A 22,047-nucleotide genomic window follows, 5' to 3' on the forward strand; every position below is an offset into this window, starting at 1 on the left:
GTCAGGAAAGGTCGAGGAAGGCGTACTGGGCGACCTTGTGCGGGAGCTGGACCACCGGGCCGAGTTTGAAACCGTAGTCGTTGAGCCGGACGATCGATGCTTCGTTCGAGGCATCCGGCTCGACGACGACCCGGCGGGCACCGGTCTTGGCGATGACGGTCTCGAAGAAGAAGTCGATGACGGTCTTCGTCTGGCCCTTCCGGGCCGGGGAGTCGGCCAGGAACAGATGAATACCGAGGTCGCCGGGGCGGCGGTCGTAGAAGGTGCCGAGCTCGTCGACCTCGGGGTCCCAGGTCTGGAACATGGCGACCGGATCGCCGTCGATCTCGACGATGTACGCGGCGAGGTGCGGCTGCTCCTGCAGCCAGGTGTAGATCTCCTCGATCTCCTCGCGCGGCTTCTCGACCATGCCCCAGAATCGGGCCCGATCATCCTGCAGCCAGCTGCACAGCAGGTCGATGTCGGCCGAAGGCGCCAGGTCGCGGATGGTCAGGACTGGGGTTGTCAGAGCCATGTCTTCTCCTCGGTGAGCAGGGACCAGTCGGTGACGACGCGCACGGCGCCTCCGCGGGCCCAGGCATCGTGCTGGTCGGTGTGGTGGGGGCTGTCGGAGGATCCGCTGGCGCCGAGGGGTACGACCCATCGGCTGTTGTCGCGGTCGGCCAGGTCCCAGGCGTAGCGGGCCACCGAGCCCCGGACGGTCACGGTCGTGCCTGGGATCCAGGCGTTGCAACGAACCGTGTCGGTGTCCCCTGGGAGTGGCGTTGCGGGCGCGGTCCGGGTATGTGGGAGCTCGAACTGCTCCAGCGCGTGCAGCGGCCAGAACCGGTGCGTCTCTGGCCAGGATGCCGCCTCGCGATCGGCTTCGAGCACGGTCTTCGCCGCCTCGGCGACCAGCTCGCGCGGGTCGAGCCCGAACGGGGTTTCAGCGGCCAGGATGACGTGCAGCGCGCCGGCCACCCGGGCGGGCAGGCTGAACCAGGGCTCGTAGAGAGACCCGTGCTCCGACGGCTCCCGCAGTGGCGCGAGCACCGGCGCCGTACAGATCCGGTCGACGACCTCGGCACGCAGCGCGGCGTACCAGGCGGCGCCTGCCGAGCCGTCCATCGCACCGTCCCACCCGGCAAGCGCCGGCGGCCGCAGGTCGGCCGGGACCAGCGCCAGCAGCTGCTCACCCGCGGTCTGGGTGGTGTCGGCGAGCACCGCCACCGCCTGCTCCGCGTCGAGCGGACCGGCGTCGTCGAGCAGCCGGCCGATCCGATGTGCCCGGAAGGGCGGCGCGAAGCCGGTCGCGAGCACGTCGAACTCCGGCATGCACCGGTCGTTGGCCGTCACCACGGCACCGTCGACCGGAGCCGTACGCCGCGGCAGCGGGTCGATCCAGCCGGTCCACTCCCCCGCCGCGTCACGCCGCGGCACCCGGCCGCCGACCGTGTGGACGACATCGCCGGCCACGTCGGCGATCACCCAGTTGTTGACCGGTTCGACCCAGTGAGCCACCGCGGCCTCCACGTCGGCGACCGAGCGCGCCCGCAGCAGCGGCAGCAGCGCTCCGAACCCGAGGTCACCGAGCTCGTGGCCAGGCGTACGCAGCACCTGACCCCAGCCTTCGTCGGGACCGCCGAGGACCACCGGTCCGCGGTCGGTCTCCAGCACCTCGACCTCGACCGGCTCCTGGTCGCGGACGAGCACCGTCTCCACGCTGCGCCGCACCACGTCGCTGCTCGAGCGCAGATCGACGCGGTAGAGATCCTGGTAGTCCGCCATCGCGTTGGTGATCCCCCACGCGACCTGGCCGGCGTGCGCGAAGTGCTGGACACCGGGCACTCCGGGGAACGTCATCCCGACCAGGTCGAAGGCGTCGTCGGGGTCGGTGCACGCCAACCGAACCTGGAGGTAGACGTTGGGTGCCTCGAAGACCCGGTGCGGATCGCCGGCCACCAAGGGCAGACCGGAGAGGGTGCGGCCGCCACCCACTGCGTACGCGTTGGATCCTCCGGACAGGCCCTCGGTGCGGAACAGCTCGGCGTCGGCTCCCAGCACCCGGGCCGCCCTGGCACCGAAGAGCTTCGAGGGGAACGACCCGAACAGGATCTGCTGCACCCAGAAGACCGCCAGCGGCGTCCACGGCTGCCAGGTTCCCGGTGCCGGGCCGAGCCCATCAGGCCCGTCGAGCTCCGCGCAGGTCGCCCCCTCCAGACCGGAGCGGACGCCCTCGACGTACGCCGCCAGGAATCCCTGTGTCTCCTCGTCGAGCCGCTCGAACGCCTCCCGGGCCACCTCCGCCAGCCGGGCGCGGCGGGCGAAGGTGTCCCACTCCAGCCCGGCCGGACCGAGCAGCTCGGCGGTGCGACCCTCCCCGCGCAGCCGCTCGATCTCCAGCTGCCAGGTCCGGTCCCGAGCGGTGGCCCAGCCCTGCAGCCGGGCCACCTCGGTCAGCGAGGCAGCGCGTACGTGCGGGATGCCCCACTGGTCACGGCTGAGCCCGCTCGACGAGGAGCTCATGCGACCGGGTTGGCCAGCGTGCCCGCGAACATGAGCGACTCGGCCTGGTCGGTGATGTCGACCATCTGCAGCGTGTTGCGCAGCTGGAGCCGGTTGAGGCAGGAGTGACGGAACCGCGGGCGGAGGAAGTCGTAGCGCTCGACCGCGTCGGCCAGCTCCGGATGGTCGGTGGCATGGTCGACGATGCAGGCTCGCGCCTCGGCCCAGAACTCGGTCTCCGGCAGCACGCCCTCATCATCGAGGATGGCGGCGACGTAGCGCAGCACTCCGTCGAAGATGTCGGTGTGGACGGCCAGCGCCTTGACGTCGTCGGGGAACTCCCCGCGGATCCGGGAGACCTCCTCGGGCAGCGGCAGGTCGCCCATCACCGCCACCTCCTCGCCGATGTCCTTCATGAACATCCGCACCGGCACGTGATCGCGCAGCACCATCACCAGGTTCTCGCCGTGCGGCATGAAGGCGAGGTCGTACGCCAGCAGGCAGTGGACCAGCGGGCGCAGGTAGGCGTCGAGGTAGCTGCGCACCCACTCCCGGGCGGGCACCCCGGACGCACGGACCAGCTCGGCCGCGTACGACCCGCCGGCGGCGTCGCGATGGAGCAGCGCCGCCATCGTCGCGCACCGCTCGCCCTCGGCCAGCCGCGGCACGGGCGACTCCCGCCACAGCGCGGCGATCATCTTCCGGTGGGGCGACGGGCTCGGCAGGGCGTGGAAGACGTCGCCGGTCCAGCCGATCGAGGCGAGCTCACGCAGCACCCCGAAGCCACGCTCCTTCAGCTCCGCGTCGCCCTCGACCAGGTCGGCGACCCAGTCGTTGATGCCCGGGGTCGCGGCCATGTACGCCGGTGAGAGGCCCCGCATGAACCCCATGTTCTGGATCGACAGCGCAGTCTTGACGTAGTGCCGCTCCGGCCGGCTGGTGTTGAAGTACGTCCGGATCGACTGCTGCGGGCGGTGGACGTCCTCACCGTCGCCGACCAGCACCAGCCGGCGGGCGGCGACGTCGGCCGCGAAGGTGACCGCCAGCTTGTGTCGCCACTGCCACGGGTGGACGGGCAGATAGCGGAACCCGTCCGGGTCGAGGCCGAGCCCCCGCAGCCTCGCCGCGAACCGGGCCAGCGTCGCCTCGCCGAGCTCGGCCTCGTAGAGCTCCTGCTCGTCCTGCCCACGGCCGAGGGCCAGGTGGGACTGGTCACGCGACACGGCCACCCACAGCAGGCTCAGGTCGTTGCTCGTCTCCGGCGCCCAGCGGGCGTGGTCGTCGATGTCGAAGCCGATCCGGCCGTTGTTGGCGACGAAGGCGGGGTGGCCCTCGCTCATCGCGCCCTCGACGCTCTGGTGGTCGGCGTCGACCAGGTCGGCGGCGGTCAGCGTCTGGTGCTCGAGCTTCCAGCAGGACGAGGCGATGGTGGCCGCCAGCTCCTCCAGGTAGGTGGGCAGCAGCCTCTCGGGGATGCCCAGCTCCGGGGCGAACTCGGCGACGAACGCCTGGGCGTCGACCTCGGCCTCGACATCACCCGTCCGCCGCACGATCGAGGCGGGGTCCACCACCCAGTGGTCGAGCAGGAAGCGCCGCGCAGAGAAGGAGTACGTCGAGGACGGGCCGCTCAGCTCCCAGCCCTCATCGGTGGCGACCGGGGCGATCAGCCGCTCGTGGCTGAACTCCGCGATCGCCTTCGCGACCAGATGCCTGTGGGCGACCCCCAGGTTCTCCGGGCGCAGGTGGGCGGCGGCGTTCATCTCCCGGGTGCAGACCGAGAACATCGCGGTCTTCTCACCGATCTTGATCTGGCGCAGCTCGACGAAGCCGGCCTCGGTGTTCTTGCGGCGGATCGCCTCGTTGCGTACGTCCGGCTCGACCACCACGCGGCGGACCCCCGGATCGGCGAAGCAGTGCCGCATGACCGCTCGGAATACCCGGGTCGTGAATCCTGAGGTCGGCTCGCCGGAGGCCGGTGCGACGAGGACGTGCATGCCCAGGTCGCCGGGGACCAGATCGGGCAGCCCGGCGATGCCACCGAGCTCGCTGCGGGCGGGGTCGTAGGTCTCGACCAGGAACGCGGGTACGCCGTCGACCCGGCCGAGCCAGGCGTCGTGGTGCGGGTGCCGGTCGATGCGTGCGTACTCGCCGGCGACGTCCTCCAGCGACGCGTCCAGCATCATCCAGTACGCCGAGCGCGGGTGCGTCACCCACGAGTGGACGGTCGCGAGGTGGGTCTCGATCTCGAGCGGTTCGATCGTGATCCTCATCGGTTCTCCTCCGTCTGGAGCTCGCTGGGCTGAATCTTGCCGGGCTGAATTTTGAACCGGTCAGGCACGCCGAACTCCTGGAACGCGACGCGCTTCTCGACTGGGTACGGCTCCCGGCCGAGGATGGCGGCGAGGATCACCGAGCTGCGGTAGGCACCCATGCCGAGGTCGGGAGCGACGAAGCCGTGGGTGTGCTCCTCGCCGTTCTGCACCCAGATCTCGCGGTCGGTGTGGTCGACGGAGAAGGTCGAGCTGGCGGCGTAGCGGCCATTCTCGTCCAGGCGGAGCCGGTCGCGGACAGGCTCGAGGAAGGCCGGGATGCCGGCGCGATAGCCGGTGGCGAGGACGAGCGCCTCGGTGTCCATCTCGTAGTCCTCCTCCTGCTCCACGTGGCGCAGCGCAAGGTGGTAGCCATCCTCCGTGCCGGTCACGCCGCGCACCTCGGTGTTGGTCAGCAGAGTGGTCCCGGCGACGCCACCACCCCCCTGGCCGACCGAGCGGGTGTAGAGCGCCTCGTGGATCGCGTCGATGGTGTCGCCCGAGATGCCCTTGTAGAGGCTCTGCTGCGATTTCAGCAGCCGGTCGCGCTTGTCGGCGGGCAGCGCCTGGAAGTAGGCGGAGTACTCCGGAGAGGTCAGCTCGAGGGTGAGCTTGGTGTACTCCATCGAGAAGAACCGCGGGCTGCGGGTCAGCCAGGCCAGCTGGTAGTCGTGGTCGGGCTGGTCGGTCAGCAGGTCGAGGTAGACCTCGGCGGCCGACTGGCCGCTGCCGACCACCGTGATGCTGCGTCGGTCGACGAGCTCGTCCTTGCGCGCCAGGTACTCCGCGCTGTGGATGGCCGGCCCGTCCCCCGCCACCGCCGTAGCGGCGCACTCGGGGACGCGCGGGCTCGTGCCGGTCCCGAGCACCAGCCGCCTGGTCAGATGCCTCTCGCCGGTGGCGGTGGTGACGACGTACGTCTCCCCGTCGTGCTCGACAGAGGTGACCTGCTGCCCGAACCGGACCGAGTCGAGCCGCTCGGCGACCCACTGGCAGTACTGGTTGTACTCGCGTCGATGGGGCAGGAAGCTCTCCCGGATGTAGAACGGGTAGATCCGGCCGTTCTGCTTGAGGAAGTTGAGGAAGCTGAAGCGCGAGGTCGGGTCGGCCATCGTCACCAGGTCTGCCATGAACGGCACCTGCAAGGTGGCGTCGTCGAGCATCATGCCGGGGTGCCAGTCGAACCGGTCGCGGCCCTCGAGGAAGAGGCAGTCGAGCTCGCTGATCGGGTCGGCCAGCGCGGCCAGGCCTAGGTTGAACGGGCCGAGCCCGATGCCGATCAGGTCGTGGACGTGAGCCGATCCACCAGAGACTGTGAACACAGTTGCGGGAGTCGTGGGTGCGTTCATCGGGCGACCTCCGGAACGACGCGGCCCAGAGAGAGACCCAGCGCACGCACCTGCTCGATGAGCTCGAGTACGTCCTGCACGGAGGCCTTGGGATTGAGCAGCGTGAGCTTGAGGAACTGGCGACCGTCGACCTTGGTCGCGGCGACGACACCCCGGCCGCCGCTCCACATCTCGGCCCGGATCCGGCGGTTGAGGTCACCGAGTGCCTCCTCGTCCAGGAGAGGATCGCGGTAGCGGAAGACGACGGTGGAGAGCTGGGAGGGCGCGACGACCTCGATGTCGGGCTGCGCGCCGAGGAGGTCGTAGACCTCGCGCGCCAGGTCGATCACGGACTCGAGGTAGGCGCCGATCTGGTCGGCGCCCATCGTGCGCAGCGTCAGCCACAGCTTGAGTGCGTCGAAGCGGCGGGTGGTCTGCAGCGACTTGTCGACCTGGTTGGGGTTTTCCGACTCCCGCGGGTTGAGGTAGTCCGCATACCAGGAAGCGTGCTGCATCGTGGCCAGGTCACGCACCAGGAGGGCGCTGGAGGAGACCGGCTGGAACCAGGTCTTGTGGTAGTCGATCGTGATCGAGTTCGACCTCTCGATGCCGTCGAGCAGATGCCGATACCTCGGCGAGGCGAGCAGCCCACCGCCGTACGCCGCGTCGACGTGGAACCAGACGTTGAAGTCCTGGCAGGCGTCGGCGATCGCGTGGAGCGGGTCGATGACCCCGAAGTCGGTGGTGCCCGCGGTGGCCACGACGGCCGCGGGGACGAGACCGTCGACGACGCAGTCGTCGAGTGCGGCCCGGAGAGCGACGACGTCCATCCGGCGGTCGGCGTCGGTCGGGATCGCGATCGCGGCCGCGTCGCCCATACCGAGCAGACGGGCAGACTTCGCGATGGAGAAGTGGCTGTCCTCGGAGGTCAGGAAGCGCAGCCGGTCCAGAGGTACGCCTCGGCGCTCCGCCTCACCGCGGGCCAGGAGCAGCGCCTGCAGGTTGGACTGGCTGCCACCGCTGGTGAAGATGCCGTCGCGGGTCGCCTCGGGGTAGCCTGCACGGGCCGCGGTCCAGTCGATGAGACGGCGTTCCATGAACGTCCCGCCGACCGACTGGTCGAAGGTGTCCATCGAGGTGTTGACCGCCGCGATCAGAAGCTCACCGACGAGGGCGGGAATGACGACCGGGCAGTTGAGGTGAGCCGCATAGGAAGGGTCGTGGAACCAGACCGCGTCCTCGAGCCAGAGCCGGCTGACCTCGGCCAACGCGGCGCCGCCGTCCAGGAGCGGATCGTCGAGATCGACCTCGGCGACGGGCTTGGCGGCCAGCTCGGGCGAGATACCGGTGGTGGGGCCCTCGAGCGTGGCGAGCTGGTCCACGAGAAGCCTGATCGCTTCGGTGATGCCGCTGGTGTACTCACGAGCATTGTCGGGGTGGAACAGATGCTCCAAGTGCGGTGCGCTCACTGGTCTCCTTCATCGCGGGGTGATTAGGTTAGGCAAGCCTAAGTGAGGTTACCCTAAACGCACCGCCGCCAGATGAGCGGGTCAAAGAGAGGACGATCACACCCGTGCACCACTCCCCCACGCAGGCCCGTCGAGTGCTCGCCGGCTTCGCCTTCGCCTCCCTCGGCAACGGCCTCACCCTGCCGTTCCTCTACGTCTACCTGGCTCAGGTGCAGGACCTCGGGTCATCGACCGCGGGTTGGATGTTCGCCTGGATGGGACTTGTCGGGCTGGCCGCCGCCCCCGGGGTCGGAGCGCTCCTCGACCGCTTCGGACCTCGTGCCGTGCTGATCGGCGCGCTGGTCATCGAGGCCGCCGCCATCGGCTCGCTCGGATTCGCCGACGGCACCGTGCCGACCATGGCGGTGCTCGCCGGCGTGGTGGTGGGCGCCTCTCCCCTCTGGCCCGGCACGACGACCCTGCTGGCCGGGATGGTCTCCGCCGAGGGCCGCGAGCGTGCGTACGGCTTCGCCTTCCTGGGGCTGAACGTCGGCATCGGCGTGGGCGGCCTGGTCAGTGCGTTCCTCGTCGATGTCGACCGCCCTGAGACCTTCCAGGTGCTCTACCTGTGCGACGCGCTGGCCTACCTGGCCTATGCCGCGGTCCTGGCGCTCCTCGTCCGCTCCCCCGCCGGGGACGACGCGGCCCAGGAAGAGACCGGAGGGACCTGGGGCGAGGTGCTGCGGGACCGCCGTGCGGTGGCGCTGGTCGGCTGCGGCGTCCTCGCGGTGACCTTCGGCTACGGGCAGCTCGAGGCCGGCGCGACCGCGTACGCCGTGGAAGTGGCCGGGGTGCCGGCGACCGCCCTCGGCTGGGCCTTCGCCGCGAACGCCGCCGTGATCGTCTGCGGCCAGGTGATCCTGCTGCGGCTCACCTCCGGATGGCGGCGTACGTCGGCGCTGGCCTGCGCTGTCCTGACCTGGTCCCTCGCCTGGACCGTGCTGGCCGCCGCGGACCTGATGCCGACCGCCGGCGCGATCGCAGCGGTCGTGGTCGGCCTCGCGATCTTCGGCCTCGGCGAGACGCTGTGGGCGCCGATCGTGACCGGTCTGGCGAACACCATCGCCCCCGACCACCTACGCGGCCGCTACAACGCTTCCCTCGGCCTCACCCTGACCCTCGGCCAGATCCTCGGTCCCGCGCTGGCCGGCACCCTCATCGGCAGCGGGCTCGGCCACCTGTGGGCGATCGTCGTGATCGGCGGCACCCTCACCGCCGGCCTGGTGCTGACCAGGCTCCGGTTCCTGCTCACCGCGGAGGAGGACGGCGCCGCCCCGCAGGCCGAGACCCGCCGGGAACCGGTCGACGTGGCCGCCGACTAGGCGACCACGTCGATCAGGAGGCTCAGGATCAGCTGGAGAACGGAACCGCCTTCGCGGCGTCGGTGTGCCAGTTGGTGCCGATCGGCTGGTCGACCTCCGCTGTGCCCGGCAGCTTCAGGGACACGGGGTCCATGTCGCCCTCGTGCGCGGAGACGATGATCTCCTCGAACTGCACGCCACCCTCCTGCGGTCCGCTGTGCGGGTTCACCCCGGCGTACGCCTTGATGGAGCCCGTCATCGTGATCGGCTCGCCCTCCGCCTGCTCGCTGGGCTTCACGTCGCCGGAGACGCCCGAGCCGAAGCCGGCCTCGACCGTCCGGCCCTCCAGGGTGCAGGTCACGCCGGGCTCGGCGCTCGCCGTGATCAGGTAGTAGCCACCCGCCTGGGACTTCTCGGTGACAGTGAAGGACAGGTCACCGGTGGCGCACACACCGCCGGACTCCGCGGCGTCCGTGGCGTCCGTGGCGTCCGTGGTCGGCTCGTCGGTCGGCTCGGCCGAAGGGCTCGGGCTGCTCTGCTCACCCCCGTCGTCGGCGGGCTCGGAGGAGCAAGCCGACGCGGCGAGCACGATGGTGGCGGTAGCGAGGAGGAGCGGCGCGAGACGGCGCCGGATACTGGTGGGCATCTGCTCTCTTGTCATGGTCTGGCGAGCGGACGCTCGCTGGGATGTCCGGGGCCCTGAATCTATACAGACCGGGCCCTTTCCTTTACGTAGCCGAGCCGCCCGCGCGTGGCGAGGATGACGACCACCGCGCCGATCCCCGCGGCGAGCAGCAGCGCGAGCTGGAACTCGTCGGCGTCGACGCCCGGGAAGAGCTCAGTCGAGGCCACCGAGGCGTAGTTGTTGACGCTGGTGTGCAGGAGCATCGCCAGCGGCAGGCTCGCCCCGGTGCGATTGAAGACCCAGGTCATCACGATGCCGAAGGTGACGCAGAAGGCCGTGAAGACGAACGGGGCGTACCAGCTCACCTCCGGCCCGGCCCAGTCGGTCAGGAAGAGCGGCATGTGCCACAGCGCCCAGATCGGCCCGAGCACGAAGGCGGACCCGAGCGGTCCGACCTTCCGTTGCAGCCGGGGCAGGGCGAAGTCGCGCCAGCCCGGCTCCTCGGCGAGTCCGGTGGTGATCATCTGCAGCAGCAGCCCGGGGACGTACGCCACCAGCACGAACAGCCACGCCTGCGACGGCGCCGCCATCTGCCCGCCGGTGACCTGGGTCGCGACGATGATCGCGGCCGGCACGCCGATCAGGATGCCGGCGTACCAGCGCCAGCTCGCCCGCCAGCGCCACATCCCGGCGACCCAGGCACGCAGGCCGGCCCGGCCGCCGACGATCCCGGTGACCAATGCGGCACTGCCGATCGGGCCGAGGTAGGCACCCGGGAGCATCCCCAGGAGCTGGCCGCCGATCATGCCGCCGGGGAAGGTGAGGTCCCACACGCCCAGGCCACTGTTGGAGAGGATGTACGGAGTCCAGGCCAGCCAGCTCGCCGCGAGGGCGAGCACGAAGAACGTGGAGAGCTGATGGCCGCGTACGAATGCTCGTATGCCTTGTTCCGGTTCCATCAGTGGCGGGGTCAATGGTTGGGTCACTGGCTGGGTCGTGGTCATGGTCGTTCCCTTTCGGCGGAGGTCGCTTTGCTGGTGGACCTGAACCTATGAACGGGACCGAACTCACCGCGCCGGGCAAAAGAGCGAACCTTCGCACTTGCATCGAAAGATGCTGGCGACCGGGACCGGCTGCCGAAAGGATGATGGCGTGAGTGACGAGACGAACCGGATGATGCCGCGACTGACTGCGCCTGTCGTGATCGGGCCCGTGGTGGTCTGGCTGGTCACCACGGCGTCGCTGGTGGCCGTGCCCGGCCTCGACTCCGCCGACGCCGAGATCGGCGGGAGCCCGACGCTCGGCAGCGGCGGCTGGTGGGTCGCACTGGCGGTGCTCACCGCCCAGGCGGTGGTGCTCCTCGAGCGGCGCTCGCGACCGTTGGCGGTGCTGCTGGTCGTGGCCGCCGCCTCGGTCGTGCTGGCGGTCAGCGGCGCGGGCGACGCCACCAGCCTCGCCTCGGCGGCTGTGCTGGTCGCGGTCTGGTCGGCGGTGACCTCGACGTCGCTCCCCCGCCGCGCCAGTGCTCTCGCCGGGGCACTGACCGGTGCCGGCCTGCTGGTCGCGCTCGGCACCTGCCTGAGCCAGACGAGCATCGGGCTGCCGGTCGGCACCGCGGTCCTCGCCGGTCTGGCCCACGGTGCGGGGGTGATCGCCGCCCCCGCGCTGCTCGCCGCCACCGTGCATGCACGCCGCGACGCGCGGGCAGCCCGGACCGACCTCGCGGACGCCGTCGAGCGCGAGCAGTCGGCCCAGATCGCCGCGGCGATCGCGCAGGAACGAACGGCGATGGCCCGCGAGCTCCATGACATCGCCGCCCACCACCTGACCGGCATCGCGGTCATGACCGGCGCGGTCGAGCGGCAGATCGACACCGACCCGGCGGGCGCGAAGGAGTCGGTACGCCAGGTCCGCACCCAGAGCACCGCGATGCTGCGCGAGCTGCGTGGACTGGTCACGCTGCTGCGGAGTCCGGGGCAGACCGAGGAGGCGAGCGGGCAGGAGCGCCTGTCCCAGCTGGCCTCGCTCGTCGACGAGGCCCGTCGTGCCGGGCTGGAGGTGTCTCTCTCCACCCTGGGCGCCGTCTCCGTCACCGAGAGCGTCGGGCCGCTCGCCCAGCTCTCCGCCTACCGCACCGCGCAGGAGTGCCTCGCCAACGCCGCGCGGCACGCGCCGGGTGCCCGGTGCGAGGTGGTCCTGGACGCCCGGGACCCGGCTGCGGTGGTGGTGACGGTGCGCAACGGGCCACCGCCCGTGGCCCCCGTCGGGATGCCGCGCCGGCGTGGCCTGGGCCTGGTCGGCATGCAGGAGCGCGCCGACCTCACCGACTCGACCCTCGAGGCCGGACCGACCGCCGAGGGCGGCTGGCAGACGCGGCTGCGGATCCCCGCCACCGCGACCGCGGAGGTGGCCGGATGATCCGGGTCGTGGTCGCCGACGACCAGCCGCTGGTGCGTGCCGGGCTGCGTACGCTGCTGGAGACCGAGCCTGACATCGAGGTCGTCGCGGTGGCCGCGGACGGCGCCGCCGCGGTCGAGCAGGCACTCGCGCTGCGGCCCGACATGGTCTACATGGACATCCGCATGCCCGGCCGCGACGGCATCAGCGCCACCCGCGAGCTCTGCGGTCCCGAGGTCGCCGACCCGGTCCCGGTGCTCGTCCTGACCACCTTCGACATCGACGACTACGTCTTCGGCGCCCTCGAGGCCGGCGCCTCCGGTTTCCTCCTCAAGGATGCCGAACCCGACGCCATCGTGGCCGCGGTCCGCTCCGTCGCCGCCGGCCACGGCACCCTCGACACCTCCCTCACCCGACGGGTCCTTCGCGAGGTCGTCACCCGCAGACGTACGCAGCCGGTGACCGCGGCGCGCGCCAGCGAGGTCCTCACCACCCGCGAGCTCGACATCCTGCTCCACCTCGCCGAGGGCATGTCCAACGACGAGATCGCCCAGGCGCTCTTCCTCGAGGTCTCCACGGTCAAGTCCCACCTGGCCCGGATGATGCCCAAGCTCGGCGTCAAGTCCCGCCTCCAGGCCGCCGTGTGGGCCTACCAGTCGGGACTCGTCGAGCACTGAGGCACGGGCCGGCCGATCAGATCAGGCCGGTCTCCTGCGCGACGTGGATGGCCCGGGACCGGCTGTCGACGTCGAGCTTGGTGAAGATGTGGGCGAGGTGGCTCTTGACGGTCGCCTCGGTGACGAAGAGCGTGCGCGCGATCTCCTTGTTGGTCGCGCCTCTGGCGAGGTGCCGCAGCACCTCGATCTCGCGATCGGTGAGCTTCGGCAGCGGGCTGCGCATGCCCTTGAGAACCCGGGTGGCCAGGTCCGGAGCGAGGACCATGTCCCCGGCGGCGGCGCGGTGGATGCCCTGGACGATGACCTCCGGGTCGACGTCCTTGAGGAGGTAGCCGGCGGCTCCCGCCTCGATCGCACCGAGCACCTCGGCGTCGCGGTCGAAGGTGGTCAGGATCAGCACGACCGGCGCCGGATCGAGGGCGCGCAGCCCGATCGTGGTCCGGATGCCGTCGATCCCGCTCCCGAGGCGCAGGTCGCACAGCACCACGTCGGGGTGAAGGTGACCGGTGAGAGCGATCGCCTCTTCGCCAGTGGCGGCCTCCCCGACGACCGTCAGGGCGTCGCCTGCCTCGATCACCGCACGCAGGCCGCTGCGTACGACCGGGTGGTCGTCGACGAGGAGCACGGTGGTCGTCATGACTTCTCCCCATGGATCGGCAGGTGGGCTGAGACCGCGGTGCCCTCCCCGAGCGTGCTCTCGACGTCTAGGCCACCCCCGAGCTCCCGGAGGCGCGCCCGCATGAAGCGTAGGCCGTAGCTGGACGATCCGGCACCGGCGTCCCGCTCCCAGGCGGCGACGTCGAAGCCGGCTCCATCGTCGCTGATGTCCAGGCGCACGGAGTCGTGGTCGTCGGTCAGCGTGACGACGGCCCGGGTCGCACCAGCGTGGAGACGTACGTTGGCGAGCGCTGACTGCGCGGTGCGGAGCAGCGCGACCTCGACCTCGGTCCGCAGCAGCGGGAGCGTGTCGTCGACATGGAGCTCGACGAGCAGGCCGGCCTCCTCGTGCGCGCGGTCGAGCATGCGCCGAAGCGCCGAGGCGAGGGCGGCGTCCTCGAGCTCGGCCGGCGCCAGGGCCTCGACGATCCGACGTACGTCCGCGAGGCTGTCGCCCGCCAGTGCCTCGACCTGCACGAAGGTTCGCGACGACTCCGGGTCCGTGGTGCGGTTGCCTCCGGCGTGGGTGAGGAGCCGGATCGAGGAGAGCGCCTGCGCGATGGTGTCGTGGATGTCTCGCGAGATCCGGGTGCGCTCGGCGATCGCTCCGGAGTGCCGCTGGGCGAGCAGGAGCTCGTCCTGCAGCTCGGCCATCTCCTGCTGGGCGCTCCGCAGCGACGTCACCAGCCGTTCTCGCTCGGCGGCGTCGCGGAGGAGCTGCAGGTATCCGCGGGAGATGCCGAACGCGAAGATGCCGCCGATGAACGGTCCGAAGACGTCCGCGTAGCTGGTGGTGCCACGGTGCAGGATCGGGGCGACGAGCACCACCACGAGGATCACCGCCGAGAAGACCAGGCCCCAGCGCAGCGGCAGGAGGTGCCCGGCGAGCAGCCACAGCAGGAACGCGAGCCAGACGAACTCGTCCGAGACGGCCACGGCGGCGACCCAGATCACCGTGAAGCCGAGCAGCCACCACACCGGGAGATGCCGCGAGCTCGTCCTGGCCGGCAAGACCGTGCCGGCGGTGTGCCAGGCGAGGATCGCCAGCCCCGAGACGATCGCGGCAGGAAGCGCCGCTCCGTCACCGATCGCTCTGCTGACCCCGATCGTCGTCAGTACGACGGCGATGACGTGCTGCCCGATCTCCATCGCCCGCACCGTCGAGGCGGCAGGGGTCGGATGCGAAGCGCCGGGCCGTCCCAGTGGCACGTGTACGACACTCATGTGCTCGATTCTCCTCCGGCCGGCTGCAGTCGTCCCGGCCACCAGATGCGGTCGCCCACCAGGACGAAGATCGCCGGCACGATCACCGTACGCACCACGAGCGTGTCCACGAGCACGCCCACACCGACTATCAGGCCGAGCTGACCGAGAGTGACCAGCGGCAGCACACCGAGGGCGGCGAAGACCCCGGCCAGGACGATTCCGGCGCTGGTGATCACGCCGCCGGTGTGAGCGACTGCCTCGACCACACCTGCCCTGGTGCCGAGCCGCGCCGCCTCCGCGCGTGCCCGGTGGACGAGGAAGATCGTGTAGTCGATCCCGAGCGCGACCAGGAACAGGAACGCCAGGATCGGCACCTGCAGGTCGAGCGCCTGCTGGTCGAACAGGACGCGGCTCAGCCAGGCCCCCGCGCCGATCGCGGCGACCGCGCTGGCGAGGTTCACCAGGAGCAGCAGGCCTGGCGCGACCAGCGAGCGCAGAAGGACGAGAAGCACGAGGAAGCTCACCGCGAGCACCAGCGGTGCGATCAGCAGCAGGTCGCGCTCGCTCCCCGCGGCGGCGTCCAGCTCGGTCGCGACCGCACCGCCGACGAGAGCGTCCGCGCCCGCGATCGGGTGGACCGCCTCACGCAGGTCGGTGATCTGGTCGAGACTCCGCTCGGTGCCGGGCGAGTAGTCGCTGGTCACCATGATCTTCGTCGAGGAGCCGTCGTCGGTGACTCCGGCCGGCTGGGCACGCACCACGCCCGCCACGTCACCCACGACCGTGGCCACCTCCGCGGCGGCCGTGCTGTCCGCGACGATGTAGACCGGCTGGGCCTCGCCCGGCGGGAAGTGCGCCGAGAGCGTGTCGAGACCGACAGCCGACTCGGACTGCACCCGGAACTTCTCGAGCTGGTCGAGCCCTACCGACGTACCGGAGAGGCCGGCTGCCATCACAGCGAGCAGAGCCAGTCCACCCAGCAGGCTCCGCGCGGGACGCTTCACGACCCATGATGCGACCCCGCGCCAGACCCGGCCCTGGTCACGTGACTCGCCCGGGCGAGGGACGAACGGCCAGAACAGTCCCCGCCCACATACCGCCAGGGCCGGCGGCAGCACGAACAGCACCGCGACGAGGGCGATCAGCAGACCGATCGCCGCGGGAACCCCCAGTCCGCGGGTCATCGGGATCGTGGCCAGGACCAGCGTCAGCAGGGCCAGCACCACCGTCAGGTTGGAAGCGAGGATCGCGAGAGCCGTTCTCCGCCACGCCGTGCTCAGCGCCAGTCGGTCATCCTCGGTCCGCTGCAGCTCCTCCCGGTATCGCGAGATCAGGAGAAGCGCGTAGTTGGTCCCCGCACCGAACACGAGGACGCTGACGATGCCGGCGTCGAAGCCGAAGTCCCACTGCGCCCCCGCCGCCGCGGTGACCCGCCCGGCGAGCGCGTCGGCGACGGCGACCACGATCAGCGGGATCAGCCACAGCACCGGCGAGCGGTAGGTGATGATCAGCAGCAACGCCACGATCAGGACCGTCACCAGCAGCAGGGTGACGTCGGCGCCCTCGAACGCGGCGGCCATGTCGGCTCCGAACGCCGGCCCACCCGTCACCTGCAGGGTGAGCCCGTCCGGAGCCGACGCCGCGATGTCGGTACGCAGCCTCTTGATCGCCCCCGCCGTCTCGGCGTCGTCGGCGCCGACCGTGATCGGAGCAGCCAGGACCGCCGCTCTCCCGTCCTCGCTGACCATCGGCGCGGTGGCACCGGTCCCGCCGATCACGGGGACGAGCTCGACAAGACCTTCGAGGTCGCCCTCGGAGAGCTCACCACCGTCTGCTCGCGAAGCCACGACGAGCACCGATTGACGATCCGCGTCCGGGAACTCCTCCAGGAGGCCGCTCACCTGCGTCGACTCCGAGCCCACCGGCGCCTGCCCGGACTGGTTCTGCGCCTCGACGCCACCGAGGAGCCCGAAGAGCGAGCCCATCACCATCACCGCGAGACCGAGCGCCAGCCACGCTCCACGCCGCGAGGTCAACCTGTCTGCGAGATGCGGGCGAGCAGTCGAGCGCGCACGGACCAGAAAATCTGTCATGCCCGCAACTCCACCAGTCGCGGCGACTCAGATCATCGCGAGCAAGGCTGAATCAGGTATCAACCAAATGGCTGATGCCGCTGGTCACCCCTTCGGCCCGATCACGACGCGGCTGACGACCGGCAGGTGGTCGGAGGCGACGGGATCGGTCAGGACGACCTCGGCGGTGACCGGGCGCACGCGATCGGTGACGTAGAGGTTGTCGATGCGGCCGCGCGGAGCCTCGGCGGGGTAGGTGTGACCGTCCCCGTGCCCGGCGACCTCCCACGCGTCGTCGAACGCCGTGGTCAGCGTGGCGATCTCGGGAGCGTCCGGGTAGGCGTTGAAGTCGCCGACCACGACCGCCGGGTCCTTGTCGACGAGGTCGACGATCTCGGCGGTCTGACGACTCCGGATGGCCTGCGAGCTGTGCTCGAGGTGGGTCGAGTAGAAGTCGAGCCGCTGGCCGCGTACGTCGATGGTCGCGTGGAGAAGGCCGCGCTGCTCCTTGCCGTCTGCGTTGTGGAGACGGGTGTTCTCGCTCGCCACGATCGGGTAGCGCGAGAGCACGGCGGTCCCGTACTGGCTGCGTTCGGTCTGACCGGCAGGCGGCGGGGAGTCGAGGTTCGCACCGTACGCCGAGTGCCAACCCAACAGCTCCGCAAGCGCCGCCGGCTGGTCGACCCAGCCGCTGCGTGCGGAGTAGTGCCGGTCGACCTCCTGCAGCCCGACCACGTCGGCCCCGCTGGCCTCGATGACGTCCGCGATCCGCTGGAGGTCGAGCACGCCGTCGGTGCCCTGGGCGTGGTGGATGTTGAACGTCATCACGTCGACGACCCGTGCCCCCTCCCCGCCGTCGGCCGAGGCCGGCGCAGGGGCCGCCAGAAACAGGGAGATCAGAAGCAGCAGTGCGGACAACAGGCGTTTCAACATGGGGTCACTCACTCTCCGATAGAGGCCGAAGCCCGCACGCTACGGCTGTGACCAGTCACCCCGACAGCGCCGAGACGAACGGAGCGGGAACACCGGGCCATCCTCATCGCAGCAGCAGGAACAGAACGACCAGGATCAGCACGGCAACGACGACAAGCACTCCGATTGCCATGGACCGGTGACGAGCCGGCTTCGGACCACGGGCGGCGCCGATGCCGAGGGTCCCGTAGACGGCGCGCTGCGACTCGGCATTCGCGCGACGGTAGTCCTCGATGCTTCCCTCGACCAGGTCCCACCCGGTCGCGGGACCACAACGCTGACACTCGGGCAACGCGGCACCAGCCTCGAAGCGAGCCGACACCTCGCCAGACGAGGCGAACACGGCGTCCGATCCGCGCAGGCCCGTGACCCCGCCGGTCAGCGTCTCCAACAGGCCGCCGGGCGCGCAGTACCCACATGCGTACAGGCCGGTCTGCGGCGCCGGCGTTCCCGGCTCCAGATTGCGGTGCTGGCTCATGCACGTGCTCCTCTCGGGCTCGGCAGCGCTGTCACCTGCGCCGAGTCGCGTCGTCAGTGTTCCGCGGCCATGGAGCAGCGCACGGGTGAGCACAGCCAGGCTAGCGATACAGAACAGGGTGCGGATGGCGTTCCCGATGACCCAGGGGTCCTCGAACTCCGCACGGATCTCCGCGAAGTGCGCCGAGCCACAGCACCAAACTGATGCAACCAAGCGGTTGCACTATACCCAAAGACGTGGCAGAGTTGATGCAACCACGGAGTTGCATATCTTTGGAGGAACCGATGCTCGGACAGAGTCGTTCAGCAGCCGGTCGATCACGAGTGACGATCGCCCTCGGCGCGTTGTTCGCAGGAACGCTGGTGATGGGGTGCGCCGAGATGCTCGTGATGGGCATGCTCGACCTGATGGCCGCGGACCTATCCGTTCCGGTCTCAGCCGTGGGCGTGCTGGTGTCGGCGAATGCACTCGGGATCGCTGTCGGCGGACCGCTGCTGACGTTCCTGACCACCCGACTCGACCGGCGGCCGGTGCTGCTGGCCGCGCTCGTGGTGTTCATCGGGCTCAACCTGCTGCCCGCGCTCGGCGCCGGTCTGGAGGCCTTCATCGCCGCTCGGGTCGTGATCGGCGGCGTGGAAGGGCTGTTCATCGCAGCTGCCATCACCACGGCGACCTCGATCGTGCCACCTGAACGAGCCGGCCGGGCGATGGCGGTCGTGATCTCCGGGTTCGCCGTCTCCGGCGCGGTGGGGATGCCACTGGGCCGCCTCCTCGGCGAAGCCGTCGGCTGGCGCGCGTCTTTCCTCGCCGTCGTCCTGGCGGGGACCGCCGTGCTCCTGATCTCGTGGCTGGTACTGCCCCGAGTGGCGGCCGAGGGCGACGTCGGGATGCTCGGCCAGCTACGGCTCGCGTTCGCCCCGCGCGTGCTTGCGGTGCTCGCGGTCGGCGTGCTGCTGTTCGCGGGCGTCTCAGCGGCGCTGACCTATCTCGTCCCGTTCCTGGACGGCGTCGCCGGCGTCTCGGGGCCGTGGATCGGGTTATGCCTGATGGGCTACGGCATCGCCGCCGCAGCTGGATCGTTCGCCGGTGGCGGGTTCGCCGACACCGGCGCCGCGCGCGCCCTGACCATCGGCACCATCGGCGTATCGGCCTCGCTCGTCGCGATGATCCTCTGGGGATCGAACCCCGTCGTCGCCGTCCTCGCGGTGCTCGGCCTCGGCATGTGCGCCGCAGGCATCACCACCCCGTGGCAGCACCGCGTCGAACACCTCGCCGGCCCCGGCGCGATCCTCGCGGCCTCGCTGCCCGCCTCCGCCGGGAACCTCGGCGATGCCATCGGCGCCTTCGCCGGAGGACACGCGATCGACACCGGCAGCGTCCAAACAGCGATCCTCACCGCTGCGGTCCTCGCCACCATCGCCATCGCCGCCGCGATCGCCAGCCGCTCCCTGCGGCCCGCACCCATACCCACGACCGAACCGGCGCTGACGCCGAAACCTGCCGCCGTCCATTGACCATCGACAACATCAACATCGAGAAGAGGAAACTCATGGAGAACACACAGAACCCGCAGGCCGTGATCGACGCCGACACCTTCAGCGTACGCCGCACGATCCACATCAACGCACCCCGGGAGAAGGTCTGGCGCACCGTCACCGAGCCCGAGCTGATCTCGCAGTGGTTCGGTCAGATCACCCTCACCGGGACCGGCGCGGGCGCCCTCGGCACGATCGGCTGGCCAGGTGAGCGCCGGGTGCCGATCCGGGTCGACACCTTCAACCCTCCGTCGGAGGTGTCCTACCGCTGGTGCAACGAGGAAGGCCCGCTGCCGGAGACGGTGGACGAGCAGCGTTCGACGGTCTTCAGCTTCACCCTCGAGGCCACCCCTGGCGGCACTCGGCTCACCGTCATCGAGACGGGCTTCGAGCACACCAGCGACCCGGCAGGGCTCATGGCAGACCACCGGGGCGGCTGGGACGCCGAGCTCGACAAGCTCGTCGCGCTGGTCGAGCACAGCTCATGAGCACCGGCCATCTCGTCGACCAGGCCATGGTCGGCATGTGCAGTGCACTCGGCGACGAGACCCGATGGAGCATCCTCACCGTCCTCGGCGAGGGCGACGCCTCGGCGTCGGCCCTCGCTCGGCGGCTGCCCGTCACCCGTCAAGCCATCGCCAAGCACCTCAACGTCCTGCACGAGGCCGGCCTCGTGGAGACCGTCCAAGCCGGGCGCGAGGTGCAGTACCGGGTCATCGGCACGCAGCTCAGCGCCACGGCTCGCCGTCTCGACGCGATCGGCAGCGAATGGGACCGTCGTCTCGCCGCCATCAAGCAGATCGCCGAAGACCTCTGACGCGGCTCGTGTCACGGCATGCGCCGATACGCGATCTTGCGTAGGTGAAGACCCGCCTGGCGGCGTACGTGCATCGGAGAGAACCCGATCAGACTCGGGCACATGTCTATTCGCATCCTGTCACTGTTCGCCGCCATCGCTCTTGCCGGGGCGACTCTCCTCGCCCCACCGTCGGTTGCTTCGGCCCCGCACGATCCTGGTGTCGTCCGAGTCGATACCGGCTGGGTGCGGGGCCAGGTCGCCGAGGACCATGTCGCATTCACCTCCATCCCGTACGCCGCGCCGCCAGTGGACGAGCGGCGCTGGCGGGCACCGTCACCGCCTGACCGCTGGTCCGGCGTGCGCAAGGCAACGTCCCCGAGCCCGCTGTGTCCGCAGCCAGGCGACGGGGAGGTCATCGGGACCGAGGACTGCCTCTATCTCGACGTCACCGTGCCCCGCGGCAGCCGACCCGGCACCCGCCTGCCGGTCGTGGTGTGGCTGTACGGCGGTGGGTTCACCAACGGCGGGACTCGGGCGTACGGTGCCGCTCGGCTGGCCACGGAGGGCCAGGTGATCGTGGTCGCCCCGAACTATCGGCTAGGAGCGCTGGGGTTCCTCTCATCCCCAGCGCTCGACTCGACCGGAGGAAACTACGGTCTGTCGGATCAGCAAGCGGCGCTGCGGTGGGTGCAGCGAAACGCCTCCCGCTTCGGCGGCGACCCGCACAACGTCACGCTGGCCGGGCAGTCCGCGGGTGCTCGTGCGGTGTGTGCCCAGCTGGCTTCGCCACGGGCGCGGCAGCTGTTCGATCGGGCGATCTTGCAGAGCGGAGCCTGCGACACCGAGCTGCCCGGCCGGACGCAGGCCGAGCGATGGGCGGCACAGGCGACCTCCGATCTCGGTTGCGCCTCGGCTGCCGACGTCGCCGGTTGCCTCCGCGGACTTCCTGCGGCGGAGCTGGTCGGCGCTTTGCGCGGGGTCGGGTTCGAGAAGGTGACCGCCCGGGTCAAGGATCGTCCCTGGGGCCCGGTGGCCGGCACCAGTGTGCTGCCGCGGCAGCCGGGCGATGCCGTCCTCGAGGGCACCGCCGCGAGCGTGCCCCTGCTGATCGGCGGCACCCGCGACGAGATGCGCTCCTTCGTCGCTGGTTACACGCCCGATCTCACCGAAGACGGCTACGAGGCGGCGTTGACCGATGCGTTCGGTGATCGCGCGGACGAGGTTCTCGCCGAGTATCCGGTCTCTGGCTACGCCAGCCCGCCGCTGGCGTTGGCGACCGTTCTCGGCGACTGGGGTGGTTCGATCGGCACCTGCCCGGCGCTGCGTACCGCCGATGGCGCGTCCGCCCATCAGCCGGTGTACGCCTACGAGTTCACAGAGGCGACCGACACCCCCTACAACGGGGTGCCGTTGGGGAGCTTCCACGGTCTCGACCTGCCCTACCTGTGGGACCTGAGCCTGGACCAGAACCCCTACCCTGACCTCACCCGTGAACAGGAGCAGCTGTCGGCAACGATGATCGACTACTGGGCGGCGTTCGCCCGCACCGGCGATCCCAACGGGCCGGGACGACCGCACTGGCCCGAGTACGCGCCAGGCAGCACCGTGGTCGAGCTCTCCACCACCGGCATCGCCCCGACACCCTCCGCCGGCGATCACCACTGCGACTTCTGGGCGGGCTTGCCACGCTGAGATAGGG

General features: G+C 70.4%; 19 protein-coding genes. 7 read left to right on the forward strand and 12 right to left on the reverse strand.

Annotated elements, in window-relative coordinates:
- Nucleotide 1: 1 nt before the first annotated feature.
- The 5 genes from BJ988_RS15730 to BJ988_RS15750 are packed head-to-tail and all read right to left on the reverse strand — an operon-like array spanning nt 2 to nt 7,590.
- The gene (locus BJ988_RS15730) at nt 2-514 is read right to left on the reverse strand and encodes a GNAT family N-acetyltransferase (RefSeq protein WP_179658822.1); all 513 of its coding nucleotides are present in this window, start codon (nt 512-514) and stop codon (nt 2-4) included.
- Nucleotides 505-2,505, reverse strand: coding sequence for a penicillin acylase family protein (locus tag BJ988_RS15735; protein WP_179658823.1), 2,001 nt, complete (start codon nt 2,503-2,505; stop codon nt 505-507). Before BJ988_RS15735 ends, BJ988_RS15730 begins: the two co-directional genes overlap by 10 nt.
- Nucleotides 2,502-4,754 (reverse strand): GNAT family N-acetyltransferase, encoded by a 2,253-nt coding sequence (locus tag BJ988_RS15740; protein WP_179658824.1) that lies wholly within the window; start codon nt 4,752-4,754, stop codon nt 2,502-2,504. The genes BJ988_RS15735 and BJ988_RS15740 overlap by 4 nt, the downstream gene beginning before the upstream one ends.
- Nucleotides 4,751-6,142 (reverse strand): lysine N(6)-hydroxylase/L-ornithine N(5)-oxygenase family protein, encoded by a 1,392-nt coding sequence (locus BJ988_RS15745; RefSeq protein ID WP_179658825.1) that lies wholly within the window; start codon nt 6,140-6,142, stop codon nt 4,751-4,753. The genes BJ988_RS15740 and BJ988_RS15745 overlap by 4 nt, the downstream gene beginning before the upstream one ends.
- Nucleotides 6,139-7,590, reverse strand: coding sequence for a pyridoxal phosphate-dependent decarboxylase family protein (locus BJ988_RS15750; protein ID WP_343051635.1), 1,452 nt, complete (start codon nt 7,588-7,590; stop codon nt 6,139-6,141). Before BJ988_RS15750 ends, BJ988_RS15745 begins: the two co-directional genes overlap by 4 nt.
- A 104-nt stretch (nt 7,591-7,694) precedes the next feature.
- Between BJ988_RS15750 and BJ988_RS15755 the strand changes: the two genes are divergently transcribed.
- Complete coding sequence (locus BJ988_RS15755) at nt 7,695-8,951, forward strand: MFS transporter (protein WP_179658826.1); 1,257 nt, start codon at nt 7,695-7,697, stop codon at nt 8,949-8,951.
- A gap of 28 nt (nt 8,952-8,979) precedes the next feature.
- Here the strand turns inward: BJ988_RS15755 and BJ988_RS15760 are convergent, their stop codons facing one another.
- Both BJ988_RS15760 and BJ988_RS15765 read right to left on the reverse strand, forming a co-directional pair.
- Complete coding sequence (locus tag BJ988_RS15760) at nt 8,980-9,576, reverse strand: DUF4232 domain-containing protein (protein ID WP_179658827.1); 597 nt, start codon at nt 9,574-9,576, stop codon at nt 8,980-8,982.
- A gap of 59 nt (nt 9,577-9,635) precedes the next feature.
- Nucleotides 9,636-10,559, reverse strand: coding sequence for a type II CAAX endopeptidase family protein (locus BJ988_RS15765; protein ID WP_179658828.1), 924 nt, complete (start codon nt 10,557-10,559; stop codon nt 9,636-9,638).
- A 148-nt stretch (nt 10,560-10,707) separates the two neighbouring features.
- Between BJ988_RS15765 and BJ988_RS31385 the strand changes: the two genes are divergently transcribed.
- Nucleotides 10,708-11,973: a histidine kinase gene (locus BJ988_RS31385; protein WP_179658829.1), complete on the forward strand. Its 1,266-nt coding sequence runs from the start codon at nt 10,708-10,710 to the stop codon at nt 11,971-11,973.
- Complete coding sequence (locus tag BJ988_RS15775) at nt 11,970-12,629, forward strand: response regulator (protein WP_179658830.1); 660 nt, start codon at nt 11,970-11,972, stop codon at nt 12,627-12,629. Before BJ988_RS31385 ends, BJ988_RS15775 begins: the two co-directional genes overlap by 4 nt.
- Before the next feature lie 16 nt (nt 12,630-12,645).
- On the opposite strand, the gene BJ988_RS15780 is transcribed toward BJ988_RS15775, so the two are convergent.
- The 5 genes from BJ988_RS15780 to BJ988_RS15800 form a co-directional block, all read right to left on the reverse strand.
- Entirely contained in the window at nt 12,646-13,266 is a 621-nt protein-coding gene (locus tag BJ988_RS15780) for a response regulator (RefSeq protein ID WP_179658831.1), read from the reverse strand.
- A complete protein-coding gene (locus BJ988_RS15785) occupies nt 13,263-14,510 on the reverse strand; it encodes a sensor histidine kinase (RefSeq protein ID WP_179658832.1) in 1,248 nt (415 codons plus the stop codon). The genes BJ988_RS15780 and BJ988_RS15785 overlap by 4 nt, the downstream gene beginning before the upstream one ends.
- The gene (locus BJ988_RS15790; protein WP_246321499.1) at nt 14,507-16,585 is read right to left on the reverse strand and encodes an MMPL family transporter; all 2,079 of its coding nucleotides are present in this window, start codon (nt 16,583-16,585) and stop codon (nt 14,507-14,509) included. The genes BJ988_RS15785 and BJ988_RS15790 overlap by 4 nt, the downstream gene beginning before the upstream one ends.
- Before the next feature lie 84 nt (nt 16,586-16,669).
- Nucleotides 16,670-17,497, reverse strand: a complete 828-nt coding sequence (locus BJ988_RS15795; RefSeq protein WP_179658833.1) for an endonuclease/exonuclease/phosphatase family protein — start codon at nt 17,495-17,497, stop codon at nt 16,670-16,672.
- 103 nt (nt 17,498-17,600) lie between these two features.
- Entirely contained in the window at nt 17,601-18,227 is a 627-nt protein-coding gene (locus BJ988_RS15800; RefSeq protein ID WP_179658834.1) for an anthrone oxygenase family protein, read from the reverse strand.
- A gap of 110 nt (nt 18,228-18,337) precedes the next feature.
- Between BJ988_RS15800 and BJ988_RS15805 the strand changes: the two genes are divergently transcribed.
- The 4 genes from BJ988_RS15805 to BJ988_RS15820 all read left to right on the forward strand — a co-directional run bounded on the left by BJ988_RS15805 (nt 18,338) and on the right by BJ988_RS15820 (nt 22,040).
- Nucleotides 18,338-19,528, forward strand: a complete 1,191-nt coding sequence (locus tag BJ988_RS15805; RefSeq protein WP_179658835.1) for an MFS transporter — start codon at nt 18,338-18,340, stop codon at nt 19,526-19,528.
- 35 nt (nt 19,529-19,563) lie between these two features.
- The gene (locus tag BJ988_RS15810) at nt 19,564-20,037 is read left to right on the forward strand and encodes an SRPBCC domain-containing protein (RefSeq protein WP_179658836.1); all 474 of its coding nucleotides are present in this window, start codon (nt 19,564-19,566) and stop codon (nt 20,035-20,037) included.
- Entirely contained in the window at nt 20,034-20,366 is a 333-nt protein-coding gene (locus BJ988_RS15815; protein ID WP_179658837.1) for an ArsR/SmtB family transcription factor, read from the forward strand. Before BJ988_RS15810 ends, BJ988_RS15815 begins: the two co-directional genes overlap by 4 nt.
- A gap of 102 nt (nt 20,367-20,468) precedes the next feature.
- On the forward strand, nt 20,469-22,040 hold the full coding sequence (locus BJ988_RS15820; RefSeq protein WP_179658838.1) for a carboxylesterase/lipase family protein: 1,572 nt from the start codon (nt 20,469-20,471) through the stop codon (nt 22,038-22,040).
- Nucleotides 22,041-22,047 lie beyond the last annotated feature (7 nt).

The sequence above is a fragment of the Nocardioides panzhihuensis genome (genome assembly GCF_013408335.1).
Taxonomy (GTDB): domain Bacteria; phylum Actinomycetota; class Actinomycetes; order Propionibacteriales; family Nocardioidaceae; genus Nocardioides; species Nocardioides panzhihuensis.